14 protein-coding genes and 3 tRNA genes are annotated in these 14,648 nt (G+C 57.5%); 6 read left to right on the top strand and 11 right to left on the bottom strand.

Annotated features, from left to right (window positions below; genetic code table 11):
- Position 1 precedes the first annotated feature (1 nt).
- Positions 2 to 694 carry a hypothetical protein gene (locus RUESEDTHA_RS01510; RefSeq protein ID WP_180883740.1) on the top strand — a complete coding sequence of 231 codons (693 nt, stop codon included), beginning with the start codon at positions 2 to 4 and terminating at the stop codon, positions 692 to 694.
- A complete protein-coding gene (locus RUESEDTHA_RS01505) occupies positions 691 to 2,532 on the top strand; it encodes a V-type ATP synthase subunit A (RefSeq protein WP_180883738.1) in 1,842 nt (613 codons plus the stop codon). The genes RUESEDTHA_RS01510 and RUESEDTHA_RS01505 overlap by 4 nt, the downstream gene beginning before the upstream one ends.
- Positions 2,533 to 2,537: 5 nt before the next feature.
- Here the strand turns inward: RUESEDTHA_RS01505 and RUESEDTHA_RS01500 are convergent.
- From RUESEDTHA_RS01500 to RUESEDTHA_RS01470, 7 genes are all read right to left on the bottom strand, one after another.
- A tRNA-Glu gene (locus tag RUESEDTHA_RS01500) sits at positions 2,538 to 2,612 on the bottom strand.
- 22 nt (positions 2,613 to 2,634) lie between these two features.
- Positions 2,635 to 2,709 (bottom strand) — tRNA-Glu (locus RUESEDTHA_RS01495).
- 22 nt (positions 2,710 to 2,731) lie between these two features.
- Positions 2,732 to 2,806, bottom strand: a tRNA-Glu gene (locus RUESEDTHA_RS01490).
- Between the two features lie 98 nt (positions 2,807 to 2,904).
- Entirely contained in the window at positions 2,905 to 4,647 is a 1,743-nt protein-coding gene (recJ, locus tag RUESEDTHA_RS01485) for a single-stranded-DNA-specific exonuclease RecJ (RefSeq protein WP_180883736.1), read from the bottom strand.
- A gap of 78 nt (positions 4,648 to 4,725) precedes the next feature.
- Positions 4,726 to 5,709: a class II fructose-bisphosphatase gene (gene glpX, locus RUESEDTHA_RS01480; RefSeq protein ID WP_171120956.1), complete on the bottom strand. Its 984-nt coding sequence runs from the start codon at positions 5,707 to 5,709 to the stop codon at positions 4,726 to 4,728.
- Between the two features lie 70 nt (positions 5,710 to 5,779).
- On the bottom strand, positions 5,780 to 7,066 hold the full coding sequence (locus tag RUESEDTHA_RS01475; protein ID WP_180883734.1) for a homoserine dehydrogenase: 1,287 nt from the start codon (positions 7,064 to 7,066) through the stop codon (positions 5,780 to 5,782).
- 114 nt (positions 7,067 to 7,180) lie between these two features.
- A complete protein-coding gene (locus tag RUESEDTHA_RS01470; protein WP_180883731.1) occupies positions 7,181 to 7,429 on the bottom strand; it encodes a hypothetical protein in 249 nt (82 codons plus the stop codon).
- Positions 7,430 to 7,526: 97 nt separating this feature from the next.
- Between RUESEDTHA_RS01470 and RUESEDTHA_RS01465 the strand changes: the two genes are divergently transcribed.
- Positions 7,527 to 8,114, top strand: a complete 588-nt coding sequence (locus RUESEDTHA_RS01465) for a TetR/AcrR family transcriptional regulator (RefSeq protein ID WP_180883729.1) — start codon at positions 7,527 to 7,529, stop codon at positions 8,112 to 8,114.
- Here RUESEDTHA_RS01465 and RUESEDTHA_RS01460 read toward each other — a convergent pair whose 3' ends face one another.
- On the bottom strand, positions 8,115 to 9,026 hold the full coding sequence (locus RUESEDTHA_RS01460; protein WP_180883727.1) for a pirin family protein: 912 nt from the start codon (positions 9,024 to 9,026) through the stop codon (positions 8,115 to 8,117).
- A 158-nt stretch (positions 9,027 to 9,184) separates the two neighbouring features.
- Here RUESEDTHA_RS01460 and RUESEDTHA_RS01455 point away from each other — a divergent pair, with 158 nt between their 5' ends.
- Complete coding sequence (locus RUESEDTHA_RS01455) at positions 9,185 to 9,655, top strand: hypothetical protein (protein ID WP_180883725.1); 471 nt, start codon at positions 9,185 to 9,187, stop codon at positions 9,653 to 9,655.
- A 1-nt stretch (position 9,656) separates the two neighbouring features.
- On the opposite strand, the gene RUESEDTHA_RS01450 is transcribed toward RUESEDTHA_RS01455, so the two are convergent.
- Genes RUESEDTHA_RS01450 through RUESEDTHA_RS01440 form a run of 3 tightly spaced genes read right to left on the bottom strand, consistent with a single transcriptional unit; the run spans position 9,657 to position 12,428 of the window.
- Positions 9,657 to 10,217, bottom strand: coding sequence for a TadE/TadG family type IV pilus assembly protein (locus tag RUESEDTHA_RS01450; RefSeq protein ID WP_180883723.1), 561 nt, complete (start codon positions 10,215 to 10,217; stop codon positions 9,657 to 9,659).
- 7 nt (positions 10,218 to 10,224) lie between these two features.
- The gene (locus tag RUESEDTHA_RS01445) at positions 10,225 to 10,755 is read right to left on the bottom strand and encodes a TadE/TadG family type IV pilus assembly protein (RefSeq protein ID WP_180883721.1); all 531 of its coding nucleotides are present in this window, start codon (positions 10,753 to 10,755) and stop codon (positions 10,225 to 10,227) included.
- Positions 10,752 to 12,428 carry a pilus assembly protein gene (locus RUESEDTHA_RS01440; protein WP_255431582.1) on the bottom strand — a complete coding sequence of 559 codons (1,677 nt, stop codon included), beginning with the start codon at positions 12,426 to 12,428 and terminating at the stop codon, positions 10,752 to 10,754. Before RUESEDTHA_RS01440 ends, RUESEDTHA_RS01445 begins: the two co-directional genes overlap by 4 nt.
- 334 nt (positions 12,429 to 12,762) lie before the next feature.
- Between RUESEDTHA_RS01440 and RUESEDTHA_RS01435 the strand changes: the two genes are divergently transcribed.
- On the top strand, positions 12,763 to 14,193 hold the full coding sequence (locus tag RUESEDTHA_RS01435; RefSeq protein ID WP_180883717.1) for a Glu/Leu/Phe/Val dehydrogenase: 1,431 nt from the start codon (positions 12,763 to 12,765) through the stop codon (positions 14,191 to 14,193).
- 144 nt (positions 14,194 to 14,337) lie between these two features.
- A complete protein-coding gene (locus tag RUESEDTHA_RS01430) occupies positions 14,338 to 14,634 on the top strand; it encodes a hypothetical protein (protein ID WP_180883715.1) in 297 nt (98 codons plus the stop codon).
- Positions 14,635 to 14,648: the final 14 nt, after the last annotated feature.

Below are 14,648 nucleotides of genomic sequence, written 5' to 3'. Positions count from 1 at the left end.
CATGTCGGACCCGGACGCCTATATCGCGCTGATCAGCAGTTTGCCGGGCTCGGAACGGTTGTTTGTTGCCAAGCAACCACCGCTGTCACGCCTGCGGCTTGATCGACGATTGAAGGCGTTGGCATCCGAAGATGCCCGGGTTCTGCGCGTGTTGGAGCACGCTCTGAACTGGAACGATTACGACATGGATGTCACGGACGATCAGGCGATTGCGCGCTGCAAGACCGCGCTGGATGACATCCCGCAACCAACATTGAAAAAGTTGCTTGTCGAACGGATGGATTTGCGCACCGTCGTTGCCGCGTTGCGACTTCGGCATCGAGGGGAACCACCGCCTGCGACGCCTTTGGGGTTTGGACGATGGAGCCGCCATATCCCTGCCCATTGGACTGACCCCGGTTTCGGGTTGGATGCGGCAATGCCTTGGATCAAAGACGCGCGTCAATTGCTGGAATCCAACGATCCACTCGGGCTGGAAAGGCTTCTTTTGTCGATTAGTCACAAGCAGTTAAAGCGCCACTCCGCACGACATCTTTTCGATTTTGAGGCCGTGGCGATCTATGTGCTGATCTGGAATATTTTCGACCGTTGGGCGCAAAGCAGCGCGCAGGAGGCGGCGGCACGATTTGAAAAACTGGCGCAACAGGCCATGGCCGACGTAGCCGATATCGACTTTGAGGGAGCTTACGCATGACCGCCCCAACCCCCGCCATCCAAACAGCCACCGCCCGCGTTGTCTCGGTCCAGGAGGGGTTGGTTCAGATCGAAGCAAAACCCGATGCAGATGGTCGCCCCGGGCAGTTGGTCAAAAACGAGGTGGTGTTTATTCTGCCCACTCGCGCAGGCCCCGGAGGTCGACAGGAACGCCTGAAGGCCGAAGTTCTGCGTGTGCGTGGGAAAACGGCGGACGTGCAGGTCTATGAAAGCACGGACGGCGTCGCCGTGGGCGATCCGGTCGAACAGTCCGGACAGTTGCTGTCGGTCGAGCTTGGGCCGGGATTGTTGGGTCAGGTGTTTGACGGCCTACAATCTCCTTTGCCGAAAGTCGCGGCTGAGTTTGGCACCTTTTTGCCGCGCGGTGCGGATGTGGCCCCGTTGGATGACCAGGCCAAGTGGTCGTTTTCACCGACCGTCAAAGTCGGCGATACCGTTCGAGCCGGGGACAGTATCGGAACGGTGCCCGAGGGCAGGTTTGAGCACAAAATCATGCTGCCGTTCAATTGGGTCGGCGACTATAAAGTTGTCTGGGTCCAGAAGGGCGCGGCCACGATCCACGATATCGTCGCGCGGCTTGAGGACGAGCGCGGCGGAGAGCATACTCTGACCCTCTCACAGAAATGGCCGGTGCGTCGTCCATTGCCCGAAGGCGTTCTGAAACGCACTCTGTCCGAAAGGCTTTATCCAACAGAGCCAGTGCTGACATCTCAGCGCCTGATCGACACATTCTTCCCCATTGCCCGGGGTGGAACAGCCTGTATTCCGGGGCCGTTTGGTGCGGGTAAGACAGTGTTGCAGAACCTGATCGCGCGAAACGCCAAGGTGGACATCGTCATCGTCGTCGCCTGTGGAGAGCGCGCGGGCGAGGTGGTTGAAACCATTAGTGAATTTCCCAAGATGACTGATCCGACCTCAGGCGGCAGCCTCATGGACCGGACGATCATCATTTGCAACACGTCGTCCATGCCCGTTGCGGCGCGTGAGGCGTCGATTTTCACCGGCATCACGCTGGGAGAGTATTATCGCCAGATGGGGTATGATGTTCTGTTGATTGCCGACAGCACAAGCCGCTGGGCACAGGCCATGCGCGAAACCTCGGGCAAGTTGGAAGAAATCCCCGGAGAAGAAGGGTTTCCGGCCTATCTGGAAAGCTCGATCAAGGGGTTGTACGAACGCGCGGGCGCATTAAAAACCAATGACGGCGCGCTGGGCAGTCTGACCCTGATCGGAACGGTCTCACCTGCCGGGGGCAACTTTGACGAACCGGTCACGCAATCGACCTTGTCCACGGTTAAATGTTTCCTCGGTCTGTCTTCCGAACGTGCCTATAAACGGTTTTACCCTGCGGTCGATCCGATGCTCAGTTGGTCGCGCTATCTGGACCAGTTGTCCGACTGGTATGACAAGAACGCTGAGATGGGTTGGACCAGCAAGGTTCGTGATCTTCTGGCGTTGATCGGAAAGGGCGAACAGGTCGACCAGATGATGCAGGTGACGGGCGAAGAGGGCGTCACGATCGAGGATTTTGTCACCCAGCAAAAGGCCCTGTTCGTGGACATGGTCTACCTGCAACAAGATGCGTTCGATAAGGTGGACGCGACCGTGCCGCTGGAGCGGCAGAAGATGACCTTCAAGTTGGTTTATGGCGTGACACAATCCACCGCCGAATTCGCCGATAAAGCCGAGGTTCGGCAGGTCTTTACGCAATTGACCGGCTTAATGAAGAACTTCCACTATGCGGCTGAAAACACACCAGAATTCAAATCGACTTGGGGTCAGATAGAAGATCTGTGTCGCGAAAAGCTCGGAGTGTAGGAAAGTGGTAGCCCGTAGGGGAATCGAACCCCTCTTTCCAGGTTGAAAACCTGGCGTCCTAACCGATAGACGAACGGGCCATTTAGGCGATACAAGCACAAGTGGTAGCCCGTAGGGGAATCGAACCCCTCTTTCCAGGTTGAAAACCTGGCGTCCTAACCGATAGACGAACGGGCCATTTAGGCGATACAAGCACAAGTGGTAGCCCGTAGGGGAATCGAACCCCTCTTTCCAGGTTGAAAACCTGGCGTCCTAACCGATAGACGAACGGGCCACGTTAGCTTGTGGAGCGCCTTTTACGGTTTACCTATCACCCCCGCAAGCCGAAAAATGCAGGGATGTGAAAGTTTTTTGGCGGGGCCGGGTGCTGGCCTAATTGGCCTCGGCTGCATCCTCCAGCCGAAGCTGCACAGATTGCCGTCCGCCCCATGTGTTGACCTCAAGCCTGCCGGCGAAATGGAACCGCGCGCCGCCATGGTTGGACAGCTTTTCGCCCATCGGCCCGTCGAACGCACCGAACGCAATGGCGTCCAGCCCGGCGCCTACGCCGTCGGACAGTGAAAGTTTCAGATGAGATTCGCCCACTCGTTTGGCAAAGCGTATTTGAAGATCAGGCAGGGCATACCGTGGGGCAGGGGCACTTGCCCCAAATGGGCCTGCCTTTTCGATCTGTTCGATCAGGTCCACCGTGGCCGCGCCCGGCATCAATGTGCCGTCCAGTTTCAGGTCCGCCGGGCCGCTGTCGCCTGCGCCTTGTTTGGCGAGAAGTTCAGACAGCCGCGCCATGGCCGGTTCCAACTGATCGCGCATCACGGTCAGACCGGCGGCCATCTTGTGCCCGCCGCCTTTGACCAGCAGCCCCTCGGCAGCCAGTCGCTGAATCGACGCACCAAGATCAATGCCCGAGACGGAACGGCCCGAGCCTTTGCCTTCATCCCCGTCAAAGCCGATCACGATGGCAGGGCGGTTCGCGGCCTCTTTCAGGCGAGAGGCGACGATGCCGACGACGCCCGGATGCCAGCCCTCACCCGCTGCCCAGACCAAAGGTGCATCTAAGCCGCGTTCTTCAGCTTGTTCCATGGCGGCTGCGCGCACGGCGTTTTCGATGTCGCGGCGCTCGGTGTTCAGTTCATCAAGTCGCTGGGACAGCGCTTCGGCTTCGGGCTGCGACTCGGTGCTAAGTAGCCGCGCCCCCAGATCGGCCTGACCAATCCGCCCGCCCGCGTTTACGCGCGGGCCAAGCAGGAACCCCAAGTGATAGCTGTTGGGGGCCGAATCCATCCGTGCCACATCCGACAAGGCCACCAGACCGGGCCGCTGCCGCTGTGCCATCACCTTCAACCCCTGCCGTACCAGTGCCCGGTTCGCCCCGATCAGAGGAGCCACATCAGCAACCGTCGCCAGCGCCACCAGATCCAACAGTGAGATCAGGTCTGGCCCCTTGACTCCGGCCTCGCGCAGTTGCCTGCCGGCCTCGACCAGCATCAGGAACACTACGCCCGCCGCACAGAGATAGCCAAGATCGCCGCTTTCGTCCTGCCGGTTCGGGTTCACGACAGCGACGCAATCAGGCAGGGTCTCGCCCCCCAAATGGTGATCCAGAACGATCACATCCGCACCCTTGGCCGCCGCAATCGGTTCATGGCTGAGGGTGCCGCAATCAACGCAGATGATCAGGTCGTGATTGGCGGCCAGGTCCTGCATGGCGGGTACGTTGGGGCCATAGCCTTCATCAATCCGGTCGGGGACATAGAGCGTTGCCTGAAGCCCCATCTGACGCAGCCAGACCAGCAACAAAGCGGCCGAGCTGCCCCCATCCACGTCATAATCGGCAAAGACGGCAATCCGCTGTTTGGCGCGTACCGCGGCCAGAAACCGGGTCGCGGCGGTTTCCATGTCTTTCATCGCGCGGGGATCGGGCAGCAATTCCTTCAGCTTGGGGTCCAGAAACCCGGGGGCTTCCATCGCAGGAACGCCGCGCCGGGCCAAAACCTGACAGACCGCACGTGGCAGGCCTGCTTGTTGCACCAGCATCTCGGTCGCGCGTTCTACATCCGCCGAAGGGCCGACCCAGCGCCGCCCGGACAAAGACTGTTCAACCCCTAGAAAGCTCATGACCTGCCCCTGATATGCCAAGGCCGGGCCCTCGCGGACCCGGCCTTTGTTATTGTATGGATGGACTTGCGCACGCGGTTATGCGTTGTCGTGCGACCACATCGGTGTGCGGTAGGACATGCGCCGGACCGACCCGGTTTTCGACCGCATCAGCAGGGTGGTGGTCTCAACCCAGCCCGGCTCGCGTTTGATGCGCGGCAACAGCGACCCTCCGGTCACGCCAGTCGCGGCAAAGATCACGTCCGCGGTCACCATCTCATCCCGCGCATAGACACGGTCCAGATCGGTGATACCCGCCTTGGCCGCACGTCCGCGCTCGTCATCGTTGCGGAACAGCAGGCGGCCAAAAATCTGACCACCCATGCATTTCAAGGCAGCCGCAGCCAGCACACCTTCGGGCGCGCCGCCTTGGCCCATATACATGTCGATGCCGGTCACTTCGCTTTCGGCACAGTGCATCACGCCCGCAACGTCACCATCGGTGATCAGACGGATGGACGCGCCGGTCTCGCGCACCTCGGCGATCATGGCCTCGTGCCGGGGGCGCTCAAGAATGCAGACAGTGATGTCGGCGGGTTCACACCCCTTGGCCTTAGCCAACGCTTCAACCCGTTCACGCGGGCTCATGTCTAGGCTGACGACACCCTCGGGGAAGCCGGGGCCAACGGCAAGCTTGTCCATGTAGACGTCAGGCGCATGCAGCATCGAACCGCGCGGACCCATCGCGATCACAGTCAGCGCGTTGGGCATGTCCTTGGCGGTCAGCGTGGTGCCTTCCAGCGGGTCCAGCGCGATATCAACGCCGGGGCCGTTGCCGGTGCCAACCTCTTCGCCGATATACAGCATCGGGGCTTCGTCACGCTCGCCCTCACCAATGACAACGACACCTGCGATGTCCAGCAGGTTCAACTGTTCACGCATGGCGTTCACAGCAGCCTGATCCGCAGCTTTTTCATCCCCACGGCCCACCAAAGATGCTGACGCGAGTGCGGCCTGTTCTGCCACCCGTGCAAGGCCCAGTGACAGCAGGCGGTCGTTGAAATCAATCTTGGCAGCACTCATTTTTCAGTATCCTTGACTCAGTATCGGCGTTGTCTTGGGCATAGCCTGCGTTTTGGGCAGGCCGCAAGGGTCAAACCTCTTCGATCCGCAGGGCGACAGGCTCTCCGGCAACAACGTCTGTCTCGCGGAAGCCATCCAGCGCAACGTCGAGCGTGGCACGCGTTGTCTTGTGCGTAACGATCAAAACCGGCGCGGTGCTTTCGGAATGCCCGTATTGGCGCATCCGATCGATCGACACACCTGCATCGCCCAGAATAGCGGCAACTTTAGCCAGCGCGCCGGGTTTGTCGAACAACCCAAGACGCAAATAATAGGGGGCAGGTAGGCCCGTGATCGCCGGGGCTGCATCCTGAAGGGATGTAGCCGGGCGCCCAAACGTCGGAATTTGCAGTCCGCGTGCCAGATCGCAGACGTCACCCATCACAGCGCTGGCCGTGGGCCCTTCGCCTGCGCCGGGGCCGCGCAGAACAACCTGTTCCACTGCATCGCCTTCGATCACGACCATGTTCGTTCCGCCTTCGAGCTGTCCCAAAGGTGAACCGCTGGGTACCAGACAGGGCTGCATCCGCTGTTCCAGCCCGCGCGCGGTTCGTTGCGCGACGCCCAGCAGTTTGATCCGGTATCCCATATCATCCGCCTGATGAATGTCGTCGAGGCTAATTTGCTGGATGCCTTCGATCTCGATCCCGTCGAAATTCGGCTTGGTGCCAAAAGCGATCGAGGACAGCAGGGCCAGCTTGTGTGCGGCGTCGATTCCGCCGACGTCCAGATTTGGGTCGGCCTCAAGATACCCCAACTGCGCGCATTCCTCGAACAGAGCGTTGTAGCCAAGTTCCTGCGACTGCATTCGTGTCAGGATATAGTTACAGGTGCCGTTCATCACCCCCATCACGCGGGTAATCTCGTTGCCTGCAAGCCCTTCGGTCAGGGACTTGATGACGGGAATACCGCCTGCGACGGCGGCTTCGAAACGAATGACGCGGCCAGCTGCCTCTGCCTTTTCCGCCAATTCCTGACCATGGATTGCCAGCAGAGCCTTGTTTGCGGTGACGACGTCCTTGCCACTTGCTAGCGCCGCCTCGACCGAGGCTTTGGCGGGGCCGTTCTCACCGCCCATCAACTCGACAAACACGTCGATATCATCGCGCTTGGCCAAAGCGACCGGGTCGGTTTCCCAAGCGTAGTCCGACAGGTTGACACCACGATCCTTGCTTGCATCCCGCGCGGAGACAGCCACGATTTCCACCGCACGGCCTGTCCGCGCCTGCAACAGGTCCGCATGACGGCGCACGATTTTGACGACGCCCACGCCGACAGTTCCCAAGCCCGCAATTCCCAGCCGCAGCGCCTGTGTCATCCCGTGGGTTCCTTTCCGCTCGTAATTCTTGAATGCCGGGTTGCCCCGTTCAACGCTGCCTTAGCGGGTTCGGCGAAGGGGTGCAATGCGTGGTGAGCCGCAGCAATCACTTGGTCAGTTGATTTGTTCGCTTTGTAGCTGGTCCGCCTTTTTCTGCAGTTCTTCGCGCCGTGTCTCAAGCTCTTCCTCCACCTCAGATGCTTCGCTGATCGGGTCAATCGGAGGGCCAAGGTTGTCCTGTAGGGGGATCAGTTTTGGATAGCGCGCTGATTTCAGGCTGGCTGGTTCGCTTCCTTCCAATTCAGGAAAGTCTGCACACGCCGCGCAGCAAAGTGTCAGGATCAGCAGGGGCAGGGGTTTCATACTGCTCTTTCGAATACCATTGCCCCCGTGATGCACTTTTTACCGTGGGCATTCAAGCGGGGTTCTATCTGAACATCCGTTCATATACGGTTGGGGCATGGCACGCACACAAGGTTCCCATTCCGATATTACCGGCCCCCGCATCCGAAAGGCGGCTTTGCGCCTGTTCGCGCAGCAGGGCTATGCCGCAGTTTCCATGCGCCAGATCGCAGCAGAGGTCGGAGTGCAGGCCGGCGCGCTTTATAATTACACGCCGGACAAGCAGAGCCTTCTGTATCGCTTGATGAACGATCACATGCAGGATCTTCTGTCGACCTACGCAAAGCTTGAAAGGCCAGCGACCGCCCTTGAGGCGCTGCACCAGTTTGTCGGTTTCCATATCCGGTTCCATCTTGAGCGTCCGGATGAGGTGTTCATTGCCTATATGGAGCTGCGCAACCTGACCCCCGAAAATTTCGGTGAAATCGAGGCGTTACGCCGGGCTTACGAAGACTCACTCGAACAAATCCTAAAGGATGGACAAGAGGTGGGGGCCTTTTTGGTCGCAGACACCAAGATGGCGACCCTGGCCGTCATTGCCATGCTGAACGGCGTGATGACGTGGTATCGCGCAGGCGGACGCCTTTCGCTGGATGAGGTCGAGCAAGTCTATTGGGACATGGTCCGGCGATCTGTGACCGCCTGATCAATGCGCGGGCCGGATGAAGGTGCCGTTGCGCAATTCCCGGAAAGCCTGCTCAAGCTCGGACCGTGTGTTCATGACAATCGGGCCGTGCCATGCGACTGGTTCGTCTATCGGTGCGCCGGAAATCAGCAGAAATCGCACACCCTCGGGGCCTGCCTGAACCGTGATCTCGTCTCCGGTTCCGAAACGAACCAAAGTTCGGTCGCCTGACATATCGCGGATGTTGACCTCTTGCCCCGCGATTTCCTTTTCAAGCAGAACCCCGGTGGGTTGAGACGCATCCGCAAATGCCGCTTGCCCCTGAAAAACGTAGGCAAACGCCCTGCGGTAGGTGTCGATGCGAAACGTTTTCTTCACACCGGCTGGGATCTGAATATCAAGATATTGCGGATCGGCGGCGATACCGTCTACGGGACCCGTCTTTCCCCAGAATTCGCCAACGATGACGCGGACCTTCGTGCCGTCGTCATCCGTGATCTCTGGGATGTCCTTGCTTTCTACATCCTGATACCGCGGAGCCGTCATTTTCTGGCCGGATGGCAAGTTTCCCCAAAGTTGAAACCCGTGCATCTGACCCACAGCGTTCCCTTTTGGCATCTCTTGGTGAAGGATACCCGAACCTGCGGTCATCCATTGCACGTCGCCTGCGCCCAGCGTTCCGGTATTTCCAAGTGAGTCCGAATGCTCGACCGTTCCCGACAAGACATATGTGATCGTTTCGATCCCGCGATGCGGGTGCCACGGGAAGCCAGCCTGATAATCCTGCGGGTGTTCGTTGCGAAAATCGTCAAACAGAAGAAACGGGTCAAGTTCGGATGGGTCCTGAAATCCAAAGGCACGATGCAACTTTACGCCTGCGCCCTCCATCGTCGGGACGGATTTCCTGATTTCCAAAGTGGGTCGTAGCGACATCGCGGCCTCCTGTTACTTGGTCGATCATGTAGTCTGTGCGCAATGTGCGTCAATTTGCGATTGGGCACGTGCTGTGTGCAAAAATTAGTAGTCAAACCGCCTCTGTCTTTCACCGTGGAAAGCCGCTAAACCCGGTCGAAATCATGCAGGGGATGGACATGCAGCAGGAAGTTCTGGCCACAGTAAAAGCGTCGACGCCCAGGCGGTGGCTTGGGGTTGGTATGTTGGCCGTGGTCGGTGCCATGGTTCTGTACGTGGCCTTGGCCGCGCCGCCCGAACCCCATTGGCAGGTGTTCCTGATCGCTGTGGGCGCTGCTTCGTTTTGGCTGGCGTATCGCATGTGGAATGCGACTGAAGACTGGATTGAGCTGACACAGACTGAACTGCGCACTGGAAAAGGGCGCATCATTGCGCGCGTTCAGGACGTCGAGGCAGTTGACCGAGGGGTCTTTGCGTTCAAACCATCAAACGGTTTTCTTGTGCGGACAAATTCCAAGGAAAAGAACGTTTGGGCACCGGGTCTGTGGTGGCGACTTGGGCGTCGCGTCGGTATCGGAGGAATGACTGCCGCTGCAGAAACCAAATTCATGTCCGAGATGCTGGCTGCGATGATCGCAGACAGAGCATAAATCAGACGTCAGCCGCGATTTCGTTGGTGAAACGGGGGCGGGTGAACACAAAGTTGCGGAACGTATAGTCGTCAGAAACCCAACCGGACCCAAAAACAGGTACATAGTTGTTGGCAGTTTCGACGATAATCAACGTGTCCTGATTGGGCATCGGGGGCAGGCTTTCCCGCATGTTCTTGATGTTCCCGTCGGTCCAGATTTGATTATAACCACGTTCGGTTGACCACCGGACGTAGTGACGATCATCCACTTCATCAAAAACAATGAGCGTGACTCGCAACTTCATTTCCGAGCCATTGTTGACCATGCGCAGCATCAACTCATACAGAGAATCCACATAGGTGTCTGTAATTGTTTGAGTTTCCCGTGAGATGAGGTCGCCGATCGTATAGGCCGCCTTCAGATTGGCCGCGCTTTGACGGAACCCGTCGAAAAAAGTAAAGGCCCCCGTCACAGTCCAGACCAGCATGGGGAATATCAAAACAGCTTCGACGGTCAGCAGACCGCTTTCGTCACGCGCGGTGCGGCTAAAGAACTTTTTGAACTTGGTCAGAAAGGACATGGGTCTATCAAGGCTCCTGAACAAATGCTGTGGTCGCGGTCAGCGCGATCTGGCCAGTTTCGTCCGAAAGCGCACGACCCATCGCAGAGGTCGGGAACACTGGATCAATCTTTGCGCATGCGCGCAGGATCATCAGTTCGTTTGACTGGCCTTGTTTGAATTGGCGAACCGGCTTCACTTCTTCAGAATTGTCAGTGCAGTCCGGGGCAGGGGGCAGGTCAACACCAACAAACGCGTTTTGGATGATCATCTCGAGTCGTAGGTTTTTCCCGCACTCTCTGACCATGATCGATTTGTTACAGATCGAGTCTTTGATCTGATCGTGGGTCAAGTTTGACCCCGTGCCCAGGCGAATGTCCCGAACGGACTGATCGACCGCGCGTTCCAGCATCGCCTGTTGCAGGGTGACAAGCGAATACTCCACCGCGCTCAGGATGAAAAACAGGAACGCGGGAAAAATCAGCACGAACTCTACCGTCACAGAGCCGGACTCTGATCTTCGGAATTTCAGGAGTTTCGCCAGGGCTTTCATGCTCATTGTGTCAGCCTCAGTTTCTTGATCGACGAGGCGATAGAGACAAAGGCGTCTTCCAGCGAAATTCCCTCTGGATCATCGAATTCGTCGACCTTGTAGACGTGGCTGTCCGAACTCGCGCAGCTTTTGATGGTCGTCAAACCTTCGTCCGGTGCTTCGAACGCGATACCGTAAACGATCACACCCTTGTCTTTGGCAGCGCCGCAGATGTTGCTGGTGCGCGTGTTCTTGGTTGTCGCACCCACCGATGAGCGAATGTTATAGTGCCAGTTATTCTCGTGGTTATTCTGCCAGTAATAGTTGTTCTTGGCATTCCACCAGGTCGAAGCAAGGTTAAAGAGTTCAGGATAGGTCAGGCGCACAGATGTACCAACTTCTTCGTTGGAGGCGTTTTCGTCGGGCGGATTGCCAAACGGATGCGTCGCCGTGACATAATTGCCTGCCTTTTCTGTGTGCTGCATCCAAACCCAGCGCTCCGGATTGGTCGAATAGCGAACACTGTATTCACCGAACTTACCATCGCCCCGGTCGTACTCAGGGTTGAACCAGACATTCGAATTGCCGCTGCGGTAATTTGATTTCAGCATATACTGCGTGGTGTTCTTACCATCGGTCATGACGATGATAACTTTCAGAACATCATCCTCATAGCGCAGCGGACGGTCGTCGAATTTCACAGGAACCGCACCTTCGGTCGACAAGCTTTTGATAATGCCCTTGAATTTAGGGTCCAACATGGCGGATCCCCACTTCATTCCAACGTCGATCGACGTGTTGCCTTTCGCGGTCAGAGCATCAATGCGGTCGTGCAAAACACCGATATCGTCTGTGACGGCCGTAATTTCACTGCCGACGCGGGTTGGGCATACCGGATATCTTGGGAATTGCTCTGCACCATTGGTGTAGCGGAACGGGTCAAAATGCGCGGTGCGCTGGAAAGCCGAAGTCGGATCCATTGACGGGTCGTCAAATTGGGTCGACGAAAAGTTCACGCAGTGCGAGTAGCTGTGCTCAGAGGTGACATTGCTGAACTTGCTTAGAATATCCTCGCCCGCATTTACCTGAGTCGCGTAAGGAACAATTGACATGGAAACTTCTGTCGCGTCCTGCTTCGACAGCATCAGCGTAACGAATTCTTTCGCGGCATCCCGCAGAACTTCGATCTTGGTTTTGCCAGCTTCGGCGGACGGGTTGTCCATCGAACCCGACATGTCGAGAACCAGCGAGATTTCGACGGCACCCACCGATTCTTCCGCCGTGCTCGCGGCGCGTGCGGTCAGTGAGTTGACCCCCGAAAAGCTCATGAAATGCGTTTTGACGACGGTTTCGGCGGTGGCCGAAACGGTTCTTGATCCCAACCCTTCAATCACGACGGGTTCGCCGACAAGTTTGCCTTCCAATCCAGCCTTTTCCAAATAGGCCGCGACGACCTCTTTAGGAGGCAGCTTCTGGTCAAGGTCGGCCGCAGCCAGCACGGCGCGATCCAGCGTTGACTGCAAATTCGCGCGGTCACGCTCATAGTTCATCAAATCGACACCCATCCCTGTGGTGGCGAAGATTATCAAGAAACCCAGAAGTACAAAAATCGTGAACGTCCCGTCTTCGCGTTCAGCGAAGCCGCGGAGCCGTGCACTCTTTTTTCCAAATTTTCCAATTCCGCTTACAATAGCGCTCATAATCATATTGCTGACCTCGCTGAGCAGTGGCCTAGCCCTGCTAAGGAAAAGTTAACGCCAGAAAATTAGCTGGGAAACGTGGCGGGAATTGGGCGAAAAAACCGTAGATTAGGCCCTTTTCCTGTCGAATGGCGGATAATTCTCTAGGTTCGCGCCGCTCTGTATTCTGTTTGGGGACAATTCCAGCCGATGGTCAAAAAGACCGCGACTCACCGCGGTTCGATAAAAAAAGTGTGAGGATTTGGAATTTTATTTTTGCTTAAATATTGATCGTTTACGCAAGGGGTGCGACAAAAAGTCAGAGCGTAGATCGCTCTTTGGCACGGAGGATTAAATGACGGCCACAAACGAACCCAGCTTTCGAGAGAGTGTTGATTTGATGTTCAACAGGGCAGCGTCCCTGATGGACCTCCCTCCGGGGCTAGAGGAAAAAATCCGGGTCTGTAACGCCACCTATACCGTGCGATTTGGTGTGCGGCTACGGGGCGATATTCACACGTTCACAGGGTACCGTTCTGTTCATTCAGAACATATGGAGCCGGTGAAGGGCGGTATCCGCTTTGCGCTGGCCGTGAACCAGGATGAGGTTGAAGCACTGGCGGCCCTGATGACCTATAAGTGCGCTTTGGTCGAAACACCCTTTGGCGGGTCCAAGGGGGGATTGTGCATTGATCCTCGGCAGTATGAGGAACACGAGTTGGAGCAGATCACGCGCCGGTTCGCGTATGAGCTGGCCAAGCGTGATCTCATCAACCCGTCGCAGAACGTCCCGGCGCCGGATATGGGCACGGGTGAGCGTGAGATGGCGTGGATGGCGGATCAATACGCCCGTATGAACACCACCGATATCAATGCGCGCGCCTGTGTGACTGGCAAACCCCTGAACGCTGGGGGGATCGCCGGGCGGGTCGAGGCCACTGGCCGGGGTATCCAATATGCGCTGCGCGAGTTTTTCCGGCATCCCGAGGACGTCCAAAAGGCAAACCTGTCCGGAAAGCTGGTTGGGAAGCGCATTGTCGTACAAGGGCTGGGCAACGTGGGCTACCACGCCGCCAAGTTCCTGAGCGAGGAGGATGGCAGCCGTATTGTCGGTATCATTGAGTGGGACGGAGCACTTTATAACCCGGACGGAATTGATGTTGAATCGGTTCGGCAGTGGATCGTCAAACACGGTGGCGTAAGCGACTATCCCGATGCGACCCATTCGGCAGACGGTGCGGCGGTTCTTGAGGCCGAGTGCGACATCCTGATTCCCGCCGCCTTGGAAGGTGTCATCAACCTGACCAATGCTGACCGGATCAAAGCTCCCCTGATCATCGAGGCTGCAAATGGTCCGGTGACTGCGGGGGCGGACGAAGTTCTGCGCAAGAAAGGCACTGTGATCATCCCCGACATGTACGCTAATGCGGGCGGTGTGACCGTTTCCTATTTTGAGTGGGTTAAGAACCTCAGCCACATCCGGTTTGGTCGAATGCAGCGCCGGCAGGAAGAAGCCCGTCACGAACTGATCGTCAGCGAGCTTGAGCGGTTGGATCGCTATCTGGGGGATGCCTGGTCGATGTCGCCGGACTTTAAGTCCAAGTACTTGAAGGGTGCCGACGAATTGGAGCTTGTGCGCTCGGGTCTGGATGACACGATGCGTATCGCCTACCAGTCCATGCGCGAAGTCTGGCACAACCGCGATGATGTCGAGGATCTGCGGACAGCGGCCTATATCGTGGCCGTGGACCGTGTGGCGAAAAGTTATCGCGCCAAAGGTCTCTGACGCATATGAAATCGGGGCGGTCGAGTGCATGTTCGTCCGCCCCTGTATCTTCGGAAAGTACTCCGGGCAGGTGCAAATGGGCGATGGCGGGGATGCCCAGTGGCGGGTAAGCTGCCCAGAAGGAATCAAATCCGGGAGACTACCGTGTTGCGATTAGCAATAATTGTCTTTCTTGCGGCCACGCCTTTGGCCGCGCAGGAAGCCAAGAAACAAGACTGCCAATATCAGGCCGACGTCGTCGCAGCGATTCAGAAAGCGCGGCTTGATAAGGTGAAAGAGCGGGACGTGCCGGATGCCGTTGCTGCATCAGCCCCGACATGGCCGGACAATTACAATGCCGCAATTCCGCTGATCACACCGTGGGTCTATGAGCAAAAGATGCGCGATATCCGCAAAAAGGACCTTGCTGCCGCATGGCTGGAGCTGTGTTTGCAGCAATAATCCACAAGTTTTGT

Origin of the sequence: Ruegeria sp. THAF57 (genome assembly GCF_903914075.1) — a bacterium.
Classification (GTDB): domain Bacteria; phylum Pseudomonadota; class Alphaproteobacteria; order Rhodobacterales; family Rhodobacteraceae; genus Ruegeria.
Note: the sequence above shows the minus strand (reverse complement) of the source record. Positions and strands in the feature narration are given on the sequence as shown.